This window comes from Brevibacillus centrosporus, from assembly GCF_046622605.1.
GTDB classification, from domain to species: Bacteria; Bacillota; Bacilli; order Brevibacillales; family Brevibacillaceae; genus Brevibacillus; species Brevibacillus centrosporus.
Genome location: NZ_CP176856.1, coordinates 2749429 through 2770486, shown reverse-complemented (window position 1 = coordinate 2770486; position 21058 = coordinate 2749429). Strand labels below are relative to the sequence as shown.

Here is a 21058-nt window from a genome sequence, read left to right as displayed (position 1 = left end):
TTATACAATCTGCCTCAACCAACTGTCATCATAGCCCATTTTAAAAGGAATGCCAATGATCAAGACTTTCCGCTTATACCGATCATCTACAAAATTCCAAATGGTGAGGTCATCCCTTTCCAACTAAAAAGGAAGACAGATGGATCCGTCCTTCCTTTAAGCAACAAAGTGGTAGACAATCGCTCCTAAACCTACGATGGCTGCAACTCCAAGACCGACTATGAACCAAATCAGTATGATTGCTCCATTAACCCCTGCAGCGTACATAAAATACCTCCCTGTTCTCTTCCTTTTCTCCCGTATGCTTTAGCCGCCAGCCCGCTTAAGGGTGAAGTCCCTTCCCCCTTCTGCACACCACCTGCTGTCATAAGCGTGATTCCTCGCTTTTTTTATTAACCGAATCGCTGCCTCAAGTATATTCGAAATGGTTGTCCGATTTGTTCAATGCCGGGAGTGTAAACTTGTGTAAACCTTTGTAAGATGCATGGCTGCGCTATAGCTCGGCAGCTGCTTACTGTACTCCGATAAAAAAACAGCCAGGCTCACATGATACGCGTCCTGGCTGTTCACTGATTATGTGCCTTGCTTAGTAAACCTTCTTCCATTCACCGATGTTGCTGGAGTCAAATTTGAATGGATCGCCCAGCATGATCTGAGTGCCATCGCCATCCTGGATCACTTCTTTGTCACCCAAGCGACCTGCCTTGAACTTATCTCCTACTTTACCGGTAATCGTCCCTTTGACGAGTGCGTCAGCAGCATAGCCTGCCAGGTAGCCTACATCCACTGGGTTCCACAGGTACATCCATGGAGTCACGCCGCTTTCGATATATTCTGCCATTTCACTCGGCAAACCAAGACCCGTCAGCTGTACTTTTCCTTTCAAGCCTTTGTCCGTGAGAACCTTACCTGCTGCTGCAATCCCTACAGTAGTCGGAGCAATGATTCCTTTAAGATCCGGATAGGACTTCAAAAGTGCTTCGGTTTCCGCTACGCTCTTGTCGCGAAGGTCATCCCCATACGCTACTTTCACCAGCTTGATATCTTTGTATTTTGGATCTTCCAGCTCTTTTTTCATCCATTCAATCCATGTATTTTGGTTGGTTGCTTGTGACGTAGCACTGAGAACGGCGATTTCGCCTTTGCCGCCAATCATTTCGCTTACTGCTTGAATCTGGACGCGGCCGATCCGCTCTGGGTCAGCCTGATTGATATGAACCATCCGGCTCTGCGCATTTACTGCCGAGTCGAGGGACAATACTTTAATTCCGGCATCCATTGCCTTTTTCAAGGCTGGCTGCAATGCATCCGGATCATTCCCGACAATGGCGATCGCATCCACTTTTTGAGAGATGAGTTCCTCGATCATTTGAATTTGCGCTTCCGCTGTTGGCTGGTCTGGGGCCTTCAGGATGGCTTCGCCGCCGAGTTCCTCAATGGCGTTTTTAAAGCCTTCCATCTGCTTCTCCCCATATGGGTTCCCTGTGTTTTTAAAGATAATGGCAAATCTCTTTTTACCGCCGTCTGCACCGCCTGTGCTGCCAGCGTTGTCAGCAGACTTTGGTGCCTGCGTGCTGCAGCCGACCATAACCGTTACTGCGAGCAGTAAAGACAGACACGATGTGAAGAACTTCTTCATTTGGCTCCTCCCCTTATCTTCCATTATGTATACAAAACAGCCACGAGGACCGCTTAGTATCGGATAGAACAATCAACCGCGCCTAAAGTAAGCGCTCTCAAATCACGGATGCCTCTTCTTTTCTGTTTGTCCCCTGCGTCTGTTTGTTTGTTTTGTTTCTTTTTGAATGATTGGACAGAAGCAGTAGACATACAGTCCAAACGTGGAAATATTCCCCAAATACATCCTTGTTGATATTTAAAAAGGTGAAAATCCTGTTGAACAAGAGATAACAAAATTCTTCAGACAAACAAGAATGGACAATCTCATTTTGTTTTATTTTTGTTTGTATTTTATTATTTATGTTCTGTATCTATGCATTCGTTGTATCTTTCTGATTTCCTTCTTACTTTCAAAAAATTTCTGCTGTTTTTTTCAACACACGCACTCTCTTTGCTTAAGAGATCTCGAAAATGCACGTCCCGCTTAGGAAACTCCTGGCTTTGCTGTGAAAAAAAGGCGTACTCGATTTCGTACACCTTTTCTTGCTTCTGCTTATGGAGCGACCGTTACGGCTACGCCTTTTTCCTGCAGCTGACGAACTTGCAATGCATCGATTTCATCATCGGTAATGATTTCATTGATTTGCTTTAATTCCGCAAAATAAGTAAAGGCCTGGACACCAAATTTGCTCGTGTCTGCAAGCAGATAGACTTTGTCAGAAATGCTAATCATTTTTTTCTTGACCAGCGCCTGCATTTCATTCGATTCACTGATCCCGCGCTCCAGATGGATTCCTTTACAGGAGAGAAACACTTTGTCCACATGGTATTGATCCAAAGAGCGTTCCGCGCTTGGACCCAGGAATGATAGCGATCGTGGTGCCAGCTTTCCTCCCGTTGAGATAACTTCGACCTTTTCCTTTGTACTCAGCTCCATCGCGACTTTGATGGAGTTTGTCAGGACAGTCAGCGGTATGTCGGGAATAATCGAAGCCATATACCAGGCAGTGGTGCTGGCATCCAGAATGATGCGGTCGTTTGGCTCGATGTTGGAAACGGCTTTTCTGGCGATTCGCTTTTTCTCCTCCATCATGGTAATTTCCCGCTCGATATACGGAATTTCCGGTTGGTGCTCAGTAATGCTGACAGCACCACCATGGCTCCGCAGCAGCCGCCCCGCTTCCTCCAGACGATCCAAATCTCTGCGAATCGTCTCTTCTGTCACCTGGCAAATATCGCTCAACTCGGAGACCCGGATACTCCCTCTATCGTTGACTAGACGGACAATCTTTTCGTGTCTTTCGGCTACAAGCATTGTCATCCTCTTTCCCCTTGTATATTGATCGTCTTGTCGTAATTATTTGTATAGTTTTGATTATACCAGTTTTACATGCGTACGCAGGATTTTTTTTGGTTTTTCGTTTGTTTTTTTGGTTACCTTGTCTTTATTCAACTTTTGCGTTTGGCTCTAAAAATGCAAAAGGCGCCTTCCAAATCGGTAGAGCGCCTTTTCGCTGCCTATTCAAGTTGCTTACAATGTCACTTGCAAAATGCCCATCAGCTCTGCCACTTTTTGAAACAGCTTCGCCTGATGCCCGATTGCCATCGCGCAGTGGTGTGTCGGTGATTCCTGGAACCACTTCTCCATATACTCATCCGGATGCTGGCGGAACTTGACCGGCGTCTGGGTATTCCCGATTTTCATGATCGGTCCGTTGGTCGACTCGCCTTCGCTGATGATCATTTTCAGCTTGCCTTCGCCCGTCTGCGTAACATTTAGCGTAGAAACAGGACCGGTCTTCACTTTTGCCTCTACGGACACGCCGGTTCCCTGCTTGCCATGGTACAGTCCCATCCCGCGCAAGACAGGCTTGCCCTCCGATATGGCAATATGGAAAGGCCCGTCATGACCGAGCAATATCGTCTCGTCCTCGTAGTCCACAACGACGATCTCCGAGTAGCTTCCTCCTGTTCCGAGTATGTCGCAAATTTTCATGGCGACAGCAGTCTTGAGGTCCCCTTCTCCAGCGCACGGAATCCCGCGTGCCGTCAGCAGCGAATGCCCGACAATCAATCCTCCCTGCAGCTTCTCGTACTCACTTCCAGGGGCTCCATGATAATAGTAGGTCAATGCATCCAGATCGTACTCGCGGACCAGCTTTTCCTGTGCAGCCGCGACTCGGCAGGACCACTGCATCTGCTCCTCTGTCGGGCGCTTGGCGATCGGGTCTGCTGGAGAGTCCTCGCTGATCGTGAACATCTCCTGCACCTGGGCAAGCTTCTTTCGCACTTCGTTTTCCGTCACATCGCGCAGCATCCGATCGAGATCGCACATTTCCAAAATCTCTACATGCAGTCCTGCCTGTGCTTGAATCATGGTGAAGTCGCTGTACATATCGAGCATTCCGCTGTATGTATTTCCTAGAAACCCAAAGCGGCTATGACGCAGCGTACGGGGAACCGCAGCTGCACGAATCCATTCCTCGATGCTCTTCCATGCTCGAATGGCCGCTTGCTGCTCCTTTGTGTTTTCATTTGTCAGGGAAATTTGTGGTGTATAGTCCAGCCCTAGCAGTCCGTTGATGACACGAAACGGAATATTCGCCCTCGCAAAGGCATTCGATATTTCCGGTACCGGGCAAGCTCCGCAATGCGCCAGCCATTCCCCTGTCGTCGTCTGCTCGTAGTTGATTCTTGCAGCTGGCTGCAAATTCAATACCACTACGGGAGCCTTGCAGATTTGGTGCACGGGTAAAACGGCCGAGCTGGTGCAATACGTACCAGAATGACAAAAAATCAAATCCACTTTCTTTTCATTGAACCATTCCCCTGCCGCTCTTCCTTCTGCTTCCGTATCGACCAGGCCATAAAAAAAGACCTCGCCGTATTCGGACATTTTCGTCTGCATGAAACGCCCGTACTCCAGCAGTCTCTCGCGAAGTCCAGGGAACTGTTTCCAATAGGCGGCCAGGCCAATCGTATACAGGCCAATCCGTGCCTTTTTTATCGGTTTAATCGGTTGAAGAATCGTCATCCTGCACCACTCCTTGAAAAAAATACGAGCTTTATGCGTCCATTGTATTCGCTTACAATAAAAGAAACATCCACGCATCTTGTTCATTTATAACAGAATCTTGCTCAAGGAGGGCTGGAATGGGAAGCTACATGGAAAAAGCCGCACATGACTGGACGGACGACTCCATCCGAATCATTGCGACTCCGAGCATGGCGGCAAAATCAACTTATTTTTATGTCCAGGAAGTGGGCCATTTCCGTACACTTCCTACCTATTTCACCGAGCGTCAAAGCTTGAATTCCTTTTTGATCGTGTATACTTTGGCCGGTAAAGGCTACCTGCACTATCAAGGAGTGACACATGAGCTAAGCCGCAACCAAGTCTTTTTTATTGACTGTCAGGAATATCAGCATTACAGGACAGACAAGCATGAGCTGTGGGAGCTCGCCTGGGTCCATTTTAATGGAAGCAACAGCCGTGGCTATTTCGAGCAATTCATGAAAAATGGTTCACCTGTACTCACCCTGGATGAGTCCAGCACGATACCGCAGATCCTCTCGCAGCTTCTCGAGGTGAACCTGCAAAAAGACATCCGAACCGAGCCTCTTTCCTCGAAGTATCTCGTTGATTTGCTCACAGAAATGATTATCATGACGAGTCCCCAGGAAGCGGACGGCTCCTTCCTGCCGGCTCATATCCAGCGAATCGTTTCTGACCTGGACAAACGCTTTCAGGAGAAGATCTCTTTGGATGAACTGGCGAACCAGCACGCCATCAGCAAATACCATTTGCTGCGCGAGTACAAGAAATACACTGGGTATACACCCAACGAGTATGTGATTCATCGACGAATCACGTACGCAAAGGAGCTCCTTACCTACTCCGATCTGACCATTGGCGAGATTGCAAGCCTGTCAGGAATGGATAATGTCAGCCATTTTATTAATCTTTTCAAACAACGTGTGGAGATGACCCCGTTGGCGTACCGCAAAAAATGGCAGGGTATCCACTAATGCCGAGGTCGGATAGCAGGAAGCGTTACAGACACTGCCGTTCCGCGTCCGACTTCACTTTCGATATCGATCTGGCCTCCATGAGCATCCACAATCCCTTTGACCACAGTCAGACCGAGGCCCGATCCACCGCGCGCTCTCGTTCGTGAGCGATCCCCACGATAGAAACGGTCAAAGACAAAGGGCAGATCTTCTTTCGGAATTCCAGCACCGTTGTCTTCGATATGCAGCTGGACCCGATATCCTGAAAGCTTTACCATGACCGCTATTTTCCCGTTTGCTTCCAGATGCTTGCTAGCATTGTTGAGCAGATTTGTCATCACCTGTGCCAGCCGCTCAGGATCGCCCATCACCCACGCATCTGCTGCGAGTTCCTTTTCTATCTGGATGTGGTCACGGATAAAGGCTGCACTCATCGCATCGAGGACTTGCCCGGCAAGCCCGCTCAGATCGATCTTTTCACGATTCATGCGCAAAGCCCCCGACTCGACTTGAATCACCTGATCCAGATCCCGTACGAGCCTACTCAAGCGCAAAACCTCACCACGTGTCGACTCCAAATGCTCAGGGCTTGCTTCCCAAATTCCATCGATCATTCCTTCGACTTGTGCCAAAAGCGTATTTAACGGGGTTCGCAGCTCGTGCGCAATATCAGAAGTCAGGCGCTTGCGCAGTTCCTCCTGATGCTGTAGACTGTGCACCAGATTGTTGAAGGTATCGACGAGCGAAGCGATTTCGTCGTGACCACCGGGTTCGGCTACACGGACAGACAAATTGCCCTTTGCTACTTTCTTTGCAGCAGCACTGATTTGGACGAGTGGCTTTACCAATGTACGTGCCAGCAACACACTCATGAGAATCACGAGCAAAATCAGAGCAAACATCGTCCATTGCATGGCATTGGTATGCGCCAGCTGAAAGTGATTTTCCATGGACTGATACGAATTTTCATCATGGTAGGCGATGGAGAGATAGCCGATTTCTCGCCCATTTAACTCCAACGGGATGTCGTCTGCCATGCTTCTGTTTTCTGCATCCCCTCCCCATGACAGGACCTGCTTATACTGGGCATCAAACAAAGTGAAGCGCATGCCTAGAACCGAGGAGACTGCTTTCATTTTATCCAGGCTATTTTTGTCCCAGCTGCCGGCTTGCTCATAGGCCTGGATGGCCATTTGGGATATTTTCTGATCTTGTTGATTTCGGACTTCATCGAGGTACATCTTGAAGTGATAGTCCATCTCTTTCATTGACAAAAAGGTAGTGAGCATGATCGCCAAGGTTCCTACCGCCATGAGCACCAATGCGAGTTTCACCCAGATTTTTCGCATGGCGTCCTCAGTTCTTCCCAGGGTTTTCAAAGCGGTAGCCGAAGCCGTATACCGTTTTGATGTAAACCGGATTTTTCGGATCATCCTCTATTTTGTGCCGCAAATTTTTGACGTGAGTATCGATCGTTCGGTCAAAGCCGTCGTAGTCATACCCCAGCACCTGTGCCACTAGTTCTTCTCTGCTCCACGTCCTCCCTGGATATCGGCATAAGGTCGTAAGCAATCGGTACTCATTCGGTGTCAGCTCGAGCCAGCCGTCTTTTTTCCGAATTCGCTTGTCCCCGAATGAAAGGTACAAATCCCCAACCGTCACCTGATCCGTCAAGGCTTGATAATCACCTGCTCGTCGCAGGACAGCCCGAACACGAGCAACCAGTTCTCGAGGACTGAAGGGCTTGACCAAATAATCATCCGCCCCGATTTCCAAACCATGTACGCGATCTATCTCCCCGCTTTTTGCTGTCAGCATCAGGATCGGTACCCGGGAATGCGAACGGATTTTCTGGCAGATTTCTTCTCCGCCCAAATCCGGAAGCATCAGATCCAGGATGATACAGTCGGGATGAAGAGAAGCAGCCAATTCCAAAGCCTCGTTGCCTGTTTCTGCTGTCACGACATGAAAGCCATCCTTTTGCAAATAGGAAGATAGGATCTCCACTATTTGCGGCTCGTCATCTACCAGCAAAATCGTCGACATAAAGCGTCCTCCTTTGACTCGTACTAGGACTTACGATGAACGGCTTTTCTCTCTTTTCCAGAACAACAGAAAGACGAGAGAGCCTGCAAGCAATGAAATAATCAACCGAGATTTGTTTTCAGACAGGTACACCAAATCATGACCGACAAAGGTTTCGAAAACCATCGATGGAATTTTCCCCACTAGCGTAGCGAGAAGAAAATCAGCAAAGGAAATGGTTGTGAGTGCTGCCCCCAGATTGATAACTCCGGATGGAATGAGCGGATTCATCCGCAGCAAGACGATAGCCAGACCTTTGCGAAAACGAGACGCCCCGTTGATATGCTGGATCCACGAGAACTTCTCCAGCTTTTTCAAACCCTTTGATTTTTGTAATCCGTATCGATACAAGAGAAAGGCTGCCGTCGCTCCCAGTACTTCCCCCGTTAATGAAACGAAGAAACCGCCCACCAGCCCATAGACAATCGCATTCGCCCCAGACAAAAAGATGGACGGGAACACCCCTGCCACACTGATGATAATGTTGAGGACAATACTCCCTATGATACCGAGAATTCCCCACGAGCGAATCCATCCTGCCATTCCCTCTACGTTTGTTAACCACTCCATGAAACCGCAGGACTCCTCTCATCAACTATTCTCTCTACAGAGTAAACCAAACTTGTGAAGAAATCATGATGTTGCATAAAAGAATACGTCCAGACCATACTAACACTGGTTAAGAGATTTACACTTTTTGCTAAATCACTCATTAAAATAGAACCTCAAGGTGATGGATACTGATGTTTTCGAAAAAAAATAAAAAAAATAATGATCCCACAAAAACACTACCATCTACTACCGCTCAAACCCCTGTCACACTGGATAATCTGAAACGGGTATTGGCCAACATCGACGAGGCGGAAATCATCGAACGACAAACGAATAACGGCCAGCAGGTGATGCTGCTCTATATAAGATCGCTAGTTAATCTAGAGCGATTAAATGAAGCGATTGTCGAACCACTAAACACCAGCTCCCACCTGACGATCCACGAGTATATGATATCCTCCAAAGTTTCCCGAATGATCACGCTAGAAGAGGCGGAAACCCACCTCCTGCGCGGAAATGTGATCCTGTACGGTATGGATCATGAGGAATTTTGGGCGGTCCCCCTGCAAAATACATTGAGTCGTTCCATCCAGCAATCTGGTACGGAAACCATTATCTATGGCGCAAAAGACAGCTTTAGTGAACTGTTGGAACAAAATATCACGATGATTCGCAGACGAATCCCACTGATGAATCTGAAAACGGAGTCTTTTACGATTGGATCCATCAGTAAAACAGAGGTTGTCATCCTGTACATCGAAGGAATCACCAATCCGGACTATGTTTCCATCGCTCGAAAGAAAATAGCATCGATTGATTTTGATCAATTTTTGGACTCCTCACAAGTCGCTGCCTTTATGGAAGATCATAAGCATAGCGTCTTTCCTCAGTTTCAGGAAACGGATCGTCCGGATTCCTGTGCTTTTTCATTGGGGATCGGCAAACTCGTGATTTTGGTAGGCAACACGTCTTATGCCTTAATTGCCCCTATCACCTTTTTTCATCTCTTTCAATCACCCGAGGATTATTTTTTGCGTTGGATTATTTCTAGTTTTTTGCGTTGCATCCGGTATCTGAGCTTTATCATTTCCGTCACGTTGATTCCGTTTTATGTCGCCTTGACTACACATCATTACCAGATGATTCCCTTGCAGATCCTCTTCGTCTTGTTGGAATCGCGAAGCAAACTGCCATTCAGCCCCTTTTGGGAAGCGTTCATCATGTTGATCACTTTGGAAATTATAAAGGAAGCCAGTCTGCGAATGCCAACGAAGTCAGGACAAACATTGGGAGTCATTGGTGGGATCGTCATCGGTCAAGCCACAGTTGCAGCTGGTTTTGCCAGTAATGTCTTGATCGTACTCGTGGGCATATCCGCCATTGCTTCTTTTTTAGTACCCAATTACGAAGTCACGAAATCCAATTCGCTCTTGCAATTTATTTTACTGCTCCTCGCTGCTTATCTCGGTTTGTTCGGCATTCTACTCGGTGCAATCGGTATTCTCACCCACTTGAATGGGTTAAGTTCATTGAAGCAACCTTACTTTGCACCGGTCGCTCCTTTCTATCTCAAAGAGTGGAAGGATCTGTTCATAAGAGCTCCCTTACCATGGATGAAAACGCGTCCTGAATACTTACATCCGGTGCAGAAATGGCGTATGAGCCGAAGGAGATGATCTGGTGACCGCACTTTCGTTATTTGAAAAATCTACCACGTATAACGGTGCCTACATCTTTATGATGGCAAACCGCTTTCAGATGCTTTACTTTGTGATCATCATGCCTACTTATTTGATTCATCCCTATATGATTTGGGGAATCGTACTCGTAGGAATCGTGTCACACTTCAATCTGATGCTGTTGTCCAAATGGTTTCGTTCGAGGTTTGCCACAAAGGGGTACGATGGCTTCGTTGAGCTTTTTGGTGAGACCTTGGTACGTTTTTTCGCATGGATCGGCTTGTTTTTTCTGTTGTTGAAAGCATCCATCATTCTCATAGGATATGTCGAGATTGTACGTACGTTCATTTACCCTTCCATGAATCAAAAATGGCTGATTCTCTTTATGCTCATGATCAGCTGGTATGTCGCTGCCAAAGGAATGGAAATCACCATCCGCTTTATTGTGATTGCTTTTTTCATGATCATCTGGATCATCCTGCTTATTGTGCCGTTCTATCTGCCGCCGATTGCGGCTTTCCATGATCTCTTCCCCTTAATCCCCCTGGAATGGTCACAAGTAAATTGGGAAGGGCTGTTATTTATATGGTCTTCGTTGTCAGGACCGGAATACTTGATTTGTTTGGGTCCCTGGCTCCGTCCGAATGAAAACACCTTCAAAAGCCTAGCGTATGCAAATGCTCTCACTGTCCTCGAATATTTGCTTTTGTTTGTTGGATCTCTCTTCTTTTTTGGATCGAATTATTTAAGTACCAGTATCTATCCCGTTGTGAATATGTACCGATATTTGCAATCACCTGTCATTGAACGCATTGATATGCTACTGATTTCCATCTATCTTTTCCAATTTGTATTTGCCATTTCCGTCTTACTGCTGTGTTTCTATGGCGCAGCCAGAATCGCTGGCAGAAAAACGACCAAGCCGACCTCTCGAATGGGATATTTCGCCAGTTGGCTTACCATACTCGCTTGCACGATGATCATCAACGAATGGGCTTGGAATGGTGGCACCGTGGTAAATAGGTTGTTGAACCTGCAGATCTGGTCAGGGGCAATCACCTATCTGTTGGTTCCTTCCTTCCTTCTCATTTCGATCTATCGAAAAGGACGGGTATAGCCATGCGCTGGATACACGCAGCTTTTGCATTGGCGATTTTAAGTGGGATCATAGCGACGACGGGATGCTCTCCTTTTGTGGAGAACAATACAATCGAGGAAATCGCCCCCGTCATTTTCTGGTCGCTCAACCAGTCCGATGATCGACATTTGGAAATCAGTACGTTGGTCCCTCCCCTCATCCACGAGAAGAAAAGAATGCTGACCTTAAAGGTCGATCTGCAAAAGCAAGGTGGAAAAGAATTTAATCTGATCTATTTTCGAGAATTGAAACCTGGACAGCTACGTGTAATCGTCATCAATGAAGAACTCGCTAGAAAAGGGGTGTTACCGCTCATTAGTACCTATTTGATGGATACGGACATCTCTCAGCGTTTATATCTCATCATCTCTAGAGGAAATTTTGAAGAGTTCATGAGAGAACAGCTAAATGACCAGGCGAATCTGGATTATTTCCTCTATCGCATGCTCAAACACTATGAAGCGAGTAATCAAGGAGAGATGAGCATCCTCAATCTGCATCAATTTAAAAACAAGCTGTTCTCGCCCTATGCCGACCCGTTTCTACCTTTGTTTGAAGTGAAGAAGGACAATTTCACGTACAAAGGGACAGCCATGTTCAGGCATGACAAGATGATCAACATGCTTCCCCTCATGGACGACCAAATTTTTCAGCTGATTGGTCATGATCACTACCTAAAGCTTTTTGCTGTACCATCCTCCGATGTCATCTTAGGTCATGTCCGCTCCAAAGTCGACATCGATCTGGACCCTGCCTACAAAAATATGACGATAAAGATTGACCTCACTGGCCGTCTTGAGGAGTATCGAGGGAACAAAAATTTACACAAGCGAGAGGATCTGGCTAAACTCCATCAAGACATTGAGAAATACTTAGTCAGTCGTACCTCCGATTTGTTGAAGACCATGCAACACTGGAAGATCGATCCTCTGGAAATTGGTACACGAACCCTTCATCCTTTTTCTAAGCCAATCAGTGATAGCGAGTGGCTGAATCTCTGGGAGAAAATGAAGTTCAAAATCGAATACCGACTCACGATCCAGCCGTTAGTTAATGTAAATCAGTAAAAGCCGAGGTGATACTTTCCTCGGTTTTTTCCCCATCTTTTCAGACTAGTTGATATCTGCAGTCTGTTCAGTCCGCTTCACATGCAATATACAATTGGACTTGCGTATTGTTGTAGACGATAGGATGCACAGTCCCCGTCCCCGTTCTTTCGCTTCCTGTCGTAGCCAAAGTTTTGATTTTTTCCAACAAGAGACCGACTTGACTGTCCGCGGAAGAAGACTGGACTCCCTTTAGCGCCGCAATCACCGTCACCAATTCTTCCAAGGAAAGATATTGTCGATCAATCGTAAAGCTCTCCATAATTTCGTATCCGCCGTACGAGCCAGGGTAAGCTACGATCGGAATTCCAGCCGTATTAATCGCCTCTAGGTCACGATATATCGTGCGAAGAGAAACCTCAAAATGATGGGCAAGCTCTGATGCACTCATTCTCCGCTTGTTGAGAAGCATGATGACGATTGCCAGAAGTCGCTCTACTTTCAATTCACTCACCGCCTCCTTGTCATCATCCGAACAAAAGAGGGGACGTGCAGCATCGAAATCTGCACATCCCCTTTTTGTTCCGTATCATTCCGTCGTATTTTATACGCCTGTACGTCTACGTTGATTGTTTGGCTTTTTCGTTTGTTGGCTTTTCATCGCTTGATTTTTTGCTTTTTGGTTAATCGGATTGTTGGCTTGCGCTTGCTCAGCCTTTTTCTCCGCTAGTCTGCGTTTCATCGCCTCTTGCAAGCTGATTTTTCCTGGTTTTTGTTCAGACGTTTCTTTTTCGTTTTGATTCGGCTCCGTCATGCGTAGCAACTCCTCATCAATAATGATCTACTCATATTGTATTCTAGTGCATGAACGAATGGGACGCCAGTAGGAATCTACCTAATCTGCGAAAGGTCTGACAAGACAAATGCCACGGTGGGAAGCAGCTCTTCCTCCAAGACTGGCTTGACCAGACAAGCACGGATGCCCTTTGCTTTCGCTTTTGCTACGATCTCATTCTGGCTGTATGCCGTTAGCAGCAGGACGGCTGCCTGGCCGCTCTTTTGGATGAGTTCTGCCGCTGTTAAACCGTCCATCCCCGGCATTTTGACATCCATCATGACGAGATGGGGGTGCAACGTTTGCGTCAAACGGACATCTTCCTCCCCGTTTTTCCCCTCTGCCACGACATCATATCCTGCATCCTGCAGCATTTCCACTAAATCCATGCGAGTGATCGGATCGTCATCAATGACAATGATACGATAGGTTTGACGCAAAGCTCCACCTCCTGCTCTACAGAGAATGGAAAGACATGCGATGACACCCTAGTCGAACTGCACTGCCGATTGTGATCCTAAAAACCATTATAGCGAGCACAGGGGATTTTTTCCAGTCACGCTTATACAGATGCTTCCCGTCTTGTACAATGATCAAGAACGTCTCGCCAAACGAGCGAGCCATTCTTCCGTATGCTCTGCGCGCTTTTCTGTTCCAAATAACACGTACCCACATAACGATGTCCCCATTTTTCCTGAATAAGTCCTCTTGCCTGAATCTGGGGATGCTGATGAAGCTCCCCGACCTCGAGAATCGGTGTCAAACAGCAGTCAATCGTCAGGGAAAATGTCGTCCACTCGGCTAAGGTTCGACTCGCAAACAGCTGCTTCATTCTTGGAAGATCGGGTTGTCCTCACGCTGCAAGCTCATGCGCGCAGAGAGCCACTGCTTTCTTTCCACGGCCAAACAAAAATTGTCCCAAAACTTTGATTCCAATGCCCCCAATGCAACGTACCGGTTATCCTGCGTGCGATAGATCCCGTAATAATATACATACCCTCGGGACAGCTTGGCAAGTCCATGCTGCTCGCCGCTGCCAGACTCCACTGCCACATGTGTGGTCATCAGCGACAGGACGACATCCGCAATCGCTATGTCGAGGTAAGCTCCCTTTCCTGTTTTTCCTCTTTGGATGAGGGCAGCCCAGCCGCTTTTAATAGCGTACTTGGGAACAGAGAAAACTGTCCGGCGCACCGGACAGTCGGATCAAACTTTCGCTGTTTCTTCGGGAACTTCGTTATCTGATGCTCCGTCTGCCGAAAAGGAGCGAGAGGACAAAGAGAATCAAGAAGACGACGAACAGGAACTTCGCAATCCCCACCGCTGCCGTAACGATTCCCGTAAAACCGAAAACAGCGGCAATCAGAGCGATGATCAGAAACATCATGGACCATCCTAACATAGGAACACCTGCTTTCTTGGATCATTTCTTTTTGATTTCTTCTTACTCTTTCTTAACCGTAACTTCGGCAACTGAAACAAAGGACCGCTGCTGCTCGATGGAAACCATCAACAACTGTAGCGGTCCTTCTCATTTATTTTTGCACTGCTTGTTTTCGATAAACTTTTTCTTGCGGGATAAAGTCTTCATAATACACTCGATCCGGGGCAAGCAGAATCGATTCCTTGCTTCCCAGCCCTAGAAATCCACCGTCCGACAAGCTGTTATGCATCAAGCGATGGACGTGCTGCTGCAGGTCCTGATCGAAATAGATCAGGACATTTCGGCACAAGATCACATGAAATTCATTAAACGAACCGTCCGTCACCAAATTATGCTGAGCAAACATCATGTTCTCGCCCAAGTCGGGGTGAAAATACGCATATTGATGATCAGTCGTATAGTACTCGGAAAAGGCTTTTGATCCCCCTGCCTCCAAGTAATTTTTCGTATACTGCTGCATTTGCTTTAAGGCGAAAGCTCCCTTTTTCGCAGCTGCTATGGCTTTCTCGTTCATGTCCGTTCCGTAGATTCTGGTCTTCTCACCAAGTCCTTCCTCGTGCATCAGGATCGCCATGGAGTAGACCTCCTCCCCTGTCGCACAACCAGCATGCCAAATGCGAATCTCGGGCAATCCCCTCAACAACGGAACCACCTGCTTTCGAAACGCTGCAAAAAAACTGGGATCTCGAAACATTTCTGTCATGCGAATTGACAAATCGTTCAAGAGGCGTTCGAGAACCCCTTCTTCATGCAAAACCTTCTCGAGTAGAGCCGTGATGGTCGGCAGCCTCTCCGCTTTCATTCGGTTCAAGATTCGTCTGCGAAGAGATGACCGCACGTACCCCCGAAAATCGTATCCGTACATTTGATAGATTCCTTCCAGAAGCAGATTAATCTCGATTTGCTGGCGTTCATCGTCTGCAAAGCTCTCCCGATCTGCATACACTTCCTCCGAAGCTTCGATGATAGAGATATCCATGATCGTTTCGTTCACCTACTTTGTCAGCCACACCCGCATAAGCGAAAACAGCTGGTCGATATTAAGCGGCTTCATGATATAATCCGAAGCTCCCGCCTCCATACATTTTTCTCTTTCATTTTTCATCGCTTTGGCTGTCAGGGCAATGATCGGCATATCCGTCATGCCAAGGTCCTCGCGTATGGCTTTCATCGCCTGATAACCATCCATGATCGGCATCATGATATCCATCAGCACCAAGTCGTAGCTGCGATCTTCTAGCAGCAGATCCACAGCCTGCTTCCCGTTTTCAGCGACTTCGACCCTGACCCCTTTTCGCTCCAAAGCAGTCACGAGCGCATATACGTTTCGTGCATCATCATCCACTAGCAGTACATGCTTGCCTTGGAAAAGCTGCTCATGTAAAGGAACGCTGTCTGCGATATGCACGACCAAATCCTTCTCGCTCTCGATCTCCTCCAGCAGCTGACTGCCACCAGCCGCGACTTCTTCTGCTGCCGTTTGCTCTGCGGCCTGCTGCTGGGCTTGCCGTTCTGTTCGGTTCGGAATATACAAGGTAAAGGTGCTGCCTTTCTCAGGCTCGCTCTCGACGTATAGAGCGCCTCCGAGCAACCGTGTGAACTCACGGCAGATAGACAAGCCGAGGCCGGTTCCCCCATACTGCCTGTTAGTCGTGCCGTCTACCTGCTGAAAGGCATCAAAGATGATCTCCTGCTTGTCACAAGGGATGCCGATCCCCGTATCGATCACGGAAAAGGACAATACCTGCTCTTCCTGTAACTGCGGCAGCAGCTCGCGTACACGATCTGGATGCGCTGGCTCAATCCGCAGGGTCACGCTTCCCTTTTCCGTGAATTTGCAGGCATTGGACAGCAGATTTTTCAAGATTTGATGCAGTCTTTGTCCGTCTGTCAAAAGGACGGAAGGCGTATCCGGATGCATCTCCACGCAAAAAGCAAGCTGCTTCTTCGCTGCGATCGGCTCAAACATACTCTGCATAGATTGCGGAATCTCGGAAACATTTACTTCATCCGTCAAGATTTCAATCTTGCCTGCCTCAATCTTCGACAAATCCAAAATGTCATCAATGAGACGCAGCAAATCTTGTCCTGCACGGAAGATGACGCGCGAGTATTCCTCCACTTCCTTTTCCTCGCCTTCCCCCTGATGATTCTCCATGAGCATCTGGGAGAGAATCAAAATACTATTGAGCGGGGTTCGCAGCTCATGAGACATATTAGCCAAGAAATCCGTCTTGTACTGGGAACTCGCCTGCAGCTTTCGGGCATAATCGGCAAGCTCATCACGTGTCTTTTTCAGCTCGGTCGCTCTCTGCTCGGCAAACAGGTTTTGCTCCTCCAAAAATTCATTCGTGATACGCAGCTGCTCTTGCTGCATCTGAAGCTCTTCTGACTGGGTCTGCAGCTCCTCCGATTGGGTCTGCAGCTCCTCGGTCATCACCTGGGATTCGCTGAGCAGCCTTTCCACTTCCATTCGACCCAGTACGTTGAGAATCGCCTGTCCAAACTTATCCTGTAGCAGGTCGAGCAGTGTCAGATGGGAAGCTTCGAACGGTTGAAAGGAAGCAAACTCGATGACTGCCTCCACTCTTCCTTCCACGGTAATCGGAGCGACTACCAGATTGCGGGGAACCGCCTCTCCTAAACCTGACGTCACCTTGAGATAGTCCTCAGGCAAATTGTCAAAGAGAAAGATCCGTCTATCCAAGGCGCATTGCCCGACGAGCCCCTCTCCTACGCGAAAGGTGTCTGTGGTATTCTGATGCGCTAGAGCATAGTCAGCCACCCGGACAAAAACGGTCTCATTGCCGGCATTTTTCCGCAGATACACGATGCCATATGCTGCTTGAAGCTTCGGTGCGAGCACGGTAATGACCGCTTTGGACAAATCGCCAATATCTGTGATTCCCTGATAAAGGGTGGAAATCTCCGTCAAGCTTCTTTGAATCCAGCTCTGTTTTTCTAAGCTGCTCAGCAGGTCGTTGGTGGCTTCCGCTAGATCTCGGAGCTCGTCCTTTGACTGTACGTGGATTCGCGCACTCAGATCCACTCCCGTATCCGATTTCGAAATATCTTTGATTGTCCTCACGACCTGTCTAATCGTCCTGACAATGGACGAGGACAAGAAAAGGGACATCGCAAAGCTAATCAGCGTCACGCCCCCGGCAATGACATACCAGATGTAAAGCACGTTCTCGTTGCTCTGGTTCAGCTTCGCCACACGGTCTGCCGTCAGGTTCTTTTCTTTGGCTACCAGCGAAGACATTTGCGAGCGAATGTCGTCCATCGCGTTCTTTCCTGTGTTTTGTGCAAAGTACTGCTGCAATGCCGCTTCGTTGTTTTCCCTCTTGTTTTGGATGACAAACTCGCCGGTATTAGCGATCCAGCTTAAGATGAGCGGACGCATTTGCTCTAGGGCCTGCTGCTGATCCGGATTGTCCTTCAGAAGCGCGTACAGCCTGTTATAGTTATCCTGCCAGCTGCGGCTGCTGATCTGATAGGGCTCGAGGTACTGCTCATCCCCCGTTATCATGAATCCTCGCATCCCTGTCTCCATGTCCAGCATATTCTTTTGGATCTGATTCGCTAATTCATGTACGGCCATGTCATGGTTGGATATCACATCGATCTCTGCCTGCAGATTTTTCATTTGACCGTTCACGACAAAAAGAGAGATTCCCAAACAAATCACGATCGCTAGGTAGCTGATAAAAATCTTAGCTTGAATAGGAAAATTTACGCCCTTCATCTTTCCGCTTCCTCTCTCCCTATGGCTCGTGCAGAAAATATTTCCCAATTATTCTATCATATTCCCTGATACATAACCGAAAAGGGAAAGAGAGCGCATGGTTTTTGCGCTCTTCGCGTTCCAAAAAGCCTCTGCTCTTCATTCTGACAAGGCACTCTTCAGCTTATCAATCGCCCGCTTTTGAATCCGCGATACACTCATCTGCGATACGCCGAGCCGTTCGGCAATCTGCCGTTGAGAATGGCCTTCGTCATAAATGAGCGAAATGACCGTTTTTTCCTCTTTCTTCAAGCAGCTCATCGCCTCATCCACCAGCAGCCGTTTCTCCAGCTGCTGGTAATCATCGGCGGGCTCTGCGATCATGTCGGCGATCGTTGCTGTGCTCTCCCCCTCTGGAGAAAGCGGCGTATCTAACGAAGTATAGTTGTAGTAGTCGCGGCCCACGAGTATCTCGATCGTCTCTTCTACAGTCAGTCCTACCTGTTCGGAAATCTCTTCCATTTTTGGTGATCGCTCGAGCTTGATCGTAAGCTCGTCAATGATGCGTTGAACGAGAGAGCTCTTCTCTTTAATTTTTCGCGGTACTTGTATGTACCAGGACTTGTCCCGCAAGTAATTTTTCATATGACCGATCAAGCTTTTCATGGCATAGCCTTCAAATGGAATGTTTAAAGTACGATCGTACTGCTCGAACAAGCGAAGGATTTTGATGCGTCCCACCTGATACAAGTCCTCTGTCAGGTCAGGACGGTTTCTCGACATCTTGGAGGCCGCTGTCTGAATGACCTGGTCATAGTGTACCAAAAGTTCAGTTGCGATCTGTGGACAGCCTGTCTCCCGATAAAGCTTCATTTTGGAGTACAACTCGTACAAAGCCTCCTTGGGTTTATTTGAATTCATACGTATTCCCCATTTCTACTGAGGCGTTTCGATAGGACGATCTCTGTACCGCTGCCGTTTCCCGTGCTCACTCGGACGTCATCCATCAGGGCTTCCATCAGAAAAATGCCGAGACCCCCCACAGCGAGATCCTTGATATCCTCTTGCTGCTCCGGAATGCCAATCCCTTCTTGGGAAAATACGAAGCTTTGCCCATGGTCTTTTATGGTAATCCGCAAATGCTCCCCATCGTGTTCCAGGCGCAAATCGATCCTGCCATTTTCGTTATCTCCATACGCGTGCAGGATCGTGTTATTGCATGCCTCCGAGACTGCCACTTTCATGTCCTCGATTTCCTCAAAGGAAAAACCAGCCTTTGTCGCGAAGCTGTACAATGTCAAACGCACAATATCCAAATATTCCGCCTGGGCGGGTATCGAAAAACTAACGTATGGGTTCATGATTGCGCCTCTTTCCTTTCCTGATTCCTGCTATTCTTCTTAGTGTACAACAGTTTATTGTGTACCGGGTCTACTCTTGATTACCGCGTGCCGTGGGCGTTTGAACGCGAGGACTTCACCTTCTGCCATAGATCAACAGCAGCTATGACTCCCTCGAAAAGGGAATGCCATCTGCCAGTCGGCTGCGCTATCTTCTTGCTGTTTTTGAAGCTTGTCATCGAAGCGATTAGGGAGGTCGCAGACTCTTTAATCGACGATGTTAGTTCGTGGACGATTTGCCCGACATCATTTGCACTGCTAAACAAATGATCCAGCATGGTAAGCTTCGTTCGTAGATCCACGGCCATTTCGTTGGCTTTTTCCACCACCTCTTTTACTTCGTCTCCGATCTCTCTTACCTCTATTTTCATTTGAACCAAGGTATTGGTGACCTCATCCAGAGAGTTCTTCACCGCTTGCAGGGTTCGAATCAAATAAAAAGTGAGGATCACAAACGCGACCGCGATCAAAAGCGCGCTAATTTCTAGTAGCATAGCCTCTCCTCCCTCTGGACTGTTTCGCCTTATTACCCACCTTCCTCTACATTTGAAACAGTCTTCTTTTCATTATTTTGTTCTGTTTCAAAGAGAGCTGTAACGGGGTAAGAGTTGCTGTCAACACCTATTCCATGAAACGGAGGGATTCCCTATGACAACCCCGGCAGCCTACTCGATGTACTTGACTGATACGCTCAATCAACAAGTAGCCAACTTCTCTGTTCTCTATATGAAGCTGCATCATTACCACTGGTACGTGAAAGGCGAAAATTTCTTCACCCTGCACATCAAATTTGAGGAGCTGTATACCGAAGTCGGTGTGCATCTGGACGCCATTGCGGAAAGAATGCTGGCCCTGCAGACGATCCCCACCGCTACTCTCAAGGAGCATCTAGCCATGGCGACGATTAAGGAAGCCACAGGTGAAGAAGATGCGAAGCAAATGGTGGAAGCACTGTCCGAGGATTTGGAGAGCATCATGAAGGAAATCAAAATCGGGATTACCTTGGCAGAAGAGCATCGTGATCAATCAACGGCTGATCTGCTCATTGCAATCCATTCCTCGTTTGAAAAGCATCGGTGGATGCTCGATGCCTACCTCGGCAAGTAGCAAAAAACCACGGAGGGACAGCGAGTCTGCCCTTCCGTGGTTTTTTCCTATAAAAAGACGACGCTCTCCTAATGAGCGTCCCCTTTTACACCTGCCAGCAAAAATTGAGAGATGCCCGTAATCTCCAGAAGCTTGCATACACTAGCCGGAATGTTCTGAACCGTCAATGCTGCCTTTCGCTCGTTGCGAATCTTCAGGACAGAGACAAGAATTCCGATCCCGGTGCTATCGATGTAGGACAAATCTGTTAAATCCAAGACCAGCTCTTTCTCTGTTCGGTAGACTACAGTCTCAAGCTTGTCGCGGAACAATGTCGCTGCCACTTCCAAATCAAGTTCACCATGAAAATGCAGAACAATCGCCTTATCCGTTTCCCTCTGATCAATGGAGAATTTTTCTGCTGCCATTTCGCAT

General features: G+C 47.7%; 22 protein-coding genes. 5 read left to right on the top strand and 17 right to left on the bottom strand.

The window, feature by feature from the left end; all coding sequences use genetic code 11:
• Window positions 1-586 precede the first annotated feature (586 nt).
• The 3 genes from rhaS to ACLIN2_RS14255 all read right to left on the bottom strand — a co-directional run bounded on the left by rhaS (window position 587) and on the right by ACLIN2_RS14255 (window position 4654).
• The gene (rhaS, locus tag ACLIN2_RS14265; RefSeq protein WP_092270327.1) at window positions 587-1639 is read right to left on the bottom strand and encodes a rhamnose ABC transporter substrate-binding protein; all 1053 of its coding nucleotides are present in this window, start codon (window positions 1637-1639) and stop codon (window positions 587-589) included.
• A 534-nt stretch (window positions 1640-2173) separates the two neighbouring features.
• Entirely contained in the window at window positions 2174-2935 is a 762-nt protein-coding gene (locus ACLIN2_RS14260; protein WP_092270330.1) for a DeoR/GlpR family DNA-binding transcription regulator, read from the bottom strand.
• 216 nt (window positions 2936-3151) lie between these two features.
• The gene (locus tag ACLIN2_RS14255) at window positions 3152-4654 is read right to left on the bottom strand and encodes an L-arabinose isomerase family protein (protein ID WP_411504359.1); all 1503 of its coding nucleotides are present in this window, start codon (window positions 4652-4654) and stop codon (window positions 3152-3154) included.
• Between the two features lie 119 nt (window positions 4655-4773).
• Here ACLIN2_RS14255 and ACLIN2_RS14250 point away from each other — a divergent pair, with 119 nt between their 5' ends.
• Entirely contained in the window at window positions 4774-5649 is an 876-nt protein-coding gene (locus ACLIN2_RS14250; RefSeq protein ID WP_411504358.1) for a helix-turn-helix transcriptional regulator, read from the top strand.
• On the opposite strand, the gene ACLIN2_RS14245 is transcribed toward ACLIN2_RS14250, so the two are convergent.
• From ACLIN2_RS14245 to ACLIN2_RS14235, 3 genes are read right to left on the bottom strand one after another with little or no spacing between them, the layout of a single operon-like run.
• Entirely contained in the window at window positions 5646-6980 is a 1335-nt protein-coding gene (locus ACLIN2_RS14245) for a sensor histidine kinase (RefSeq protein WP_411504357.1), read from the bottom strand. The genes ACLIN2_RS14250 and ACLIN2_RS14245 overlap by 4 nt on opposite strands.
• Before the next feature lie 7 nt (window positions 6981-6987).
• Window positions 6988-7677, bottom strand: a complete 690-nt coding sequence (locus ACLIN2_RS14240; protein ID WP_328211600.1) for a response regulator transcription factor — start codon at window positions 7675-7677, stop codon at window positions 6988-6990.
• A gap of 30 nt (window positions 7678-7707) precedes the next feature.
• Window positions 7708-8286, bottom strand: a complete 579-nt coding sequence (locus ACLIN2_RS14235; RefSeq protein WP_411504356.1) for a TVP38/TMEM64 family protein — start codon at window positions 8284-8286, stop codon at window positions 7708-7710.
• A gap of 173 nt (window positions 8287-8459) precedes the next feature.
• Here ACLIN2_RS14235 and ACLIN2_RS14230 point away from each other — a divergent pair, with 173 nt between their 5' ends.
• Genes ACLIN2_RS14230 through ACLIN2_RS14220 form a run of 3 tightly spaced genes read left to right on the top strand, consistent with a single transcriptional unit; the run spans window position 8460 to window position 12152 of the window.
• Complete coding sequence (locus ACLIN2_RS14230) at window positions 8460-9944, top strand: spore germination protein (protein WP_411504355.1); 1485 nt, start codon at window positions 8460-8462, stop codon at window positions 9942-9944.
• Window positions 9945-9948: 4 nt separating this feature from the next.
• Window positions 9949-11064 (top strand): GerAB/ArcD/ProY family transporter, encoded by a 1116-nt coding sequence (locus ACLIN2_RS14225; RefSeq protein ID WP_411504354.1) that lies wholly within the window; start codon window positions 9949-9951, stop codon window positions 11062-11064.
• Between the two features lie 2 nt (window positions 11065-11066).
• On the top strand, window positions 11067-12152 hold the full coding sequence (locus tag ACLIN2_RS14220; RefSeq protein ID WP_411504353.1) for a Ger(x)C family spore germination C-terminal domain-containing protein: 1086 nt from the start codon (window positions 11067-11069) through the stop codon (window positions 12150-12152).
• A gap of 67 nt (window positions 12153-12219) precedes the next feature.
• Here the strand turns inward: ACLIN2_RS14220 and ACLIN2_RS14215 are convergent, their stop codons facing one another.
• From ACLIN2_RS14215 to ACLIN2_RS14170, 10 genes are all read right to left on the bottom strand, one after another.
• Window positions 12220-12645 (bottom strand): helix-turn-helix transcriptional regulator, encoded by a 426-nt coding sequence (locus ACLIN2_RS14215; protein WP_411504352.1) that lies wholly within the window; start codon window positions 12643-12645, stop codon window positions 12220-12222.
• A gap of 90 nt (window positions 12646-12735) precedes the next feature.
• Window positions 12736-12945 carry a hypothetical protein gene (locus tag ACLIN2_RS14210; RefSeq protein ID WP_122922930.1) on the bottom strand — a complete coding sequence of 70 codons (210 nt, stop codon included), beginning with the start codon at window positions 12943-12945 and terminating at the stop codon, window positions 12736-12738.
• A gap of 77 nt (window positions 12946-13022) precedes the next feature.
• A complete protein-coding gene (locus tag ACLIN2_RS14205; protein ID WP_411504351.1) occupies window positions 13023-13406 on the bottom strand; it encodes a response regulator in 384 nt (127 codons plus the stop codon).
• Between the two features lie 388 nt (window positions 13407-13794).
• Window positions 13795-14160, bottom strand: a complete 366-nt coding sequence (locus tag ACLIN2_RS14200) for a CoA transferase (RefSeq protein ID WP_411504350.1) — start codon at window positions 14158-14160, stop codon at window positions 13795-13797.
• Window positions 14161-14203: 43 nt separating this feature from the next.
• Entirely contained in the window at window positions 14204-14368 is a 165-nt protein-coding gene (locus ACLIN2_RS14195) for a DUF1328 domain-containing protein (RefSeq protein WP_411504349.1), read from the bottom strand.
• A 133-nt stretch (window positions 14369-14501) separates the two neighbouring features.
• Window positions 14502-15389, bottom strand: coding sequence for a CheR family methyltransferase (locus ACLIN2_RS14190; protein ID WP_411504348.1), 888 nt, complete (start codon window positions 15387-15389; stop codon window positions 14502-14504).
• A 15-nt stretch (window positions 15390-15404) separates the two neighbouring features.
• On the bottom strand, window positions 15405-18158 hold the full coding sequence (locus tag ACLIN2_RS14185) for a CHASE3 domain-containing protein (RefSeq protein WP_411504347.1): 2754 nt from the start codon (window positions 18156-18158) through the stop codon (window positions 15405-15407).
• A gap of 138 nt (window positions 18159-18296) precedes the next feature.
• The gene (locus ACLIN2_RS14180; protein ID WP_400581952.1) at window positions 18297-19058 is read right to left on the bottom strand and encodes a sigma-70 family RNA polymerase sigma factor; all 762 of its coding nucleotides are present in this window, start codon (window positions 19056-19058) and stop codon (window positions 18297-18299) included.
• Entirely contained in the window at window positions 19055-19498 is a 444-nt protein-coding gene (rsbW, locus tag ACLIN2_RS14175) for an anti-sigma B factor RsbW (protein ID WP_411504346.1), read from the bottom strand. The genes ACLIN2_RS14180 and rsbW overlap by 4 nt, the downstream gene beginning before the upstream one ends.
• 80 nt (window positions 19499-19578) lie before the next feature.
• Window positions 19579-20031, bottom strand: a complete 453-nt coding sequence (locus ACLIN2_RS14170) for a DUF948 domain-containing protein (protein WP_411504345.1) — start codon at window positions 20029-20031, stop codon at window positions 19579-19581.
• A 154-nt stretch (window positions 20032-20185) separates the two neighbouring features.
• On the opposite strand from ACLIN2_RS14170, the gene ACLIN2_RS14165 reads away from it, so the two are divergent.
• Window positions 20186-20644 (top strand): Dps family protein, encoded by a 459-nt coding sequence (locus ACLIN2_RS14165; protein WP_411504344.1) that lies wholly within the window; start codon window positions 20186-20188, stop codon window positions 20642-20644.
• A gap of 68 nt (window positions 20645-20712) precedes the next feature.
• On the opposite strand, the gene ACLIN2_RS14160 is transcribed toward ACLIN2_RS14165, so the two are convergent.
• On the bottom strand, window positions 20713-21051 hold the full coding sequence (locus ACLIN2_RS14160) for an STAS domain-containing protein (protein WP_092270392.1): 339 nt from the start codon (window positions 21049-21051) through the stop codon (window positions 20713-20715).
• Between the last annotated feature and the right edge of the window lie 7 nt (window positions 21052-21058).

What these genes read in the sequence shown, in the direction of transcription:
- ACLIN2_RS14245 (WP_411504357.1), bottom strand. Translation starts at nt 6,980, where the DNA reads ATGCGAAAAATCTGGGTGAAACTCGCATTGGTGCTCATGGCGGTAGGA.
- ACLIN2_RS14185 (WP_411504347.1), bottom strand. Translation starts at nt 18,158, where the DNA reads ATGAAGGGCGTAAATTTTCCTATTCAAGCTAAGATTTTTATCAGCTAC.
- ACLIN2_RS14220 (WP_411504353.1), top strand. Translation starts at nt 11,067, where the DNA reads ATGCGCTGGATACACGCAGCTTTTGCATTGGCGATTTTAAGTGGGATC.
- ACLIN2_RS14240 (WP_328211600.1), bottom strand. Translation starts at nt 7,677, where the DNA reads ATGTCGACGATTTTGCTGGTAGATGACGAGCCGCAAATAGTGGAGATC.
- ACLIN2_RS14210 (WP_122922930.1), bottom strand. Translation starts at nt 12,945, where the DNA reads ATGACGGAGCCGAATCAAAACGAAAAAGAAACGTCTGAACAAAAACCA.
- ACLIN2_RS14160 (WP_092270392.1), bottom strand. Translation starts at nt 21,051, where the DNA reads ATGGCAGCAGAAAAATTCTCCATTGATCAGAGGGAAACGGATAAGGCG.
- ACLIN2_RS14195 (WP_411504349.1), bottom strand. Translation starts at nt 14,368, where the DNA reads ATGTTAGGATGGTCCATGATGTTTCTGATCATCGCTCTGATTGCCGCT.
- ACLIN2_RS14190 (WP_411504348.1), bottom strand. Translation starts at nt 15,389, where the DNA reads ATGGATATCTCTATCATCGAAGCTTCGGAGGAAGTGTATGCAGATCGG.
- ACLIN2_RS14260 (WP_092270330.1), bottom strand. Translation starts at nt 2,935, where the DNA reads ATGCTTGTAGCCGAAAGACACGAAAAGATTGTCCGTCTAGTCAACGAT.
- ACLIN2_RS14180 (WP_400581952.1), bottom strand. Translation starts at nt 19,058, where the DNA reads ATGAATTCAAATAAACCCAAGGAGGCTTTGTACGAGTTGTACTCCAAA.
- rsbW (WP_411504346.1), bottom strand. Translation starts at nt 19,498, where the DNA reads ATGAACCCATACGTTAGTTTTTCGATACCCGCCCAGGCGGAATATTTG.
- ACLIN2_RS14255 (WP_411504359.1), bottom strand. Translation starts at nt 4,654, where the DNA reads ATGACGATTCTTCAACCGATTAAACCGATAAAAAAGGCACGGATTGGC.
- ACLIN2_RS14170 (WP_411504345.1), bottom strand. Translation starts at nt 20,031, where the DNA reads ATGCTACTAGAAATTAGCGCGCTTTTGATCGCGGTCGCGTTTGTGATC.
- ACLIN2_RS14165 (WP_411504344.1), top strand. Translation starts at nt 20,186, where the DNA reads ATGACAACCCCGGCAGCCTACTCGATGTACTTGACTGATACGCTCAAT.
- ACLIN2_RS14230 (WP_411504355.1), top strand. Translation starts at nt 8,460, where the DNA reads ATGTTTTCGAAAAAAAATAAAAAAAATAATGATCCCACAAAAACACTA.
- ACLIN2_RS14250 (WP_411504358.1), top strand. Translation starts at nt 4,774, where the DNA reads ATGGGAAGCTACATGGAAAAAGCCGCACATGACTGGACGGACGACTCC.
- ACLIN2_RS14235 (WP_411504356.1), bottom strand. Translation starts at nt 8,286, where the DNA reads ATGGAGTGGTTAACAAACGTAGAGGGAATGGCAGGATGGATTCGCTCG.
- rhaS (WP_092270327.1), bottom strand. Translation starts at nt 1,639, where the DNA reads ATGAAGAAGTTCTTCACATCGTGTCTGTCTTTACTGCTCGCAGTAACG.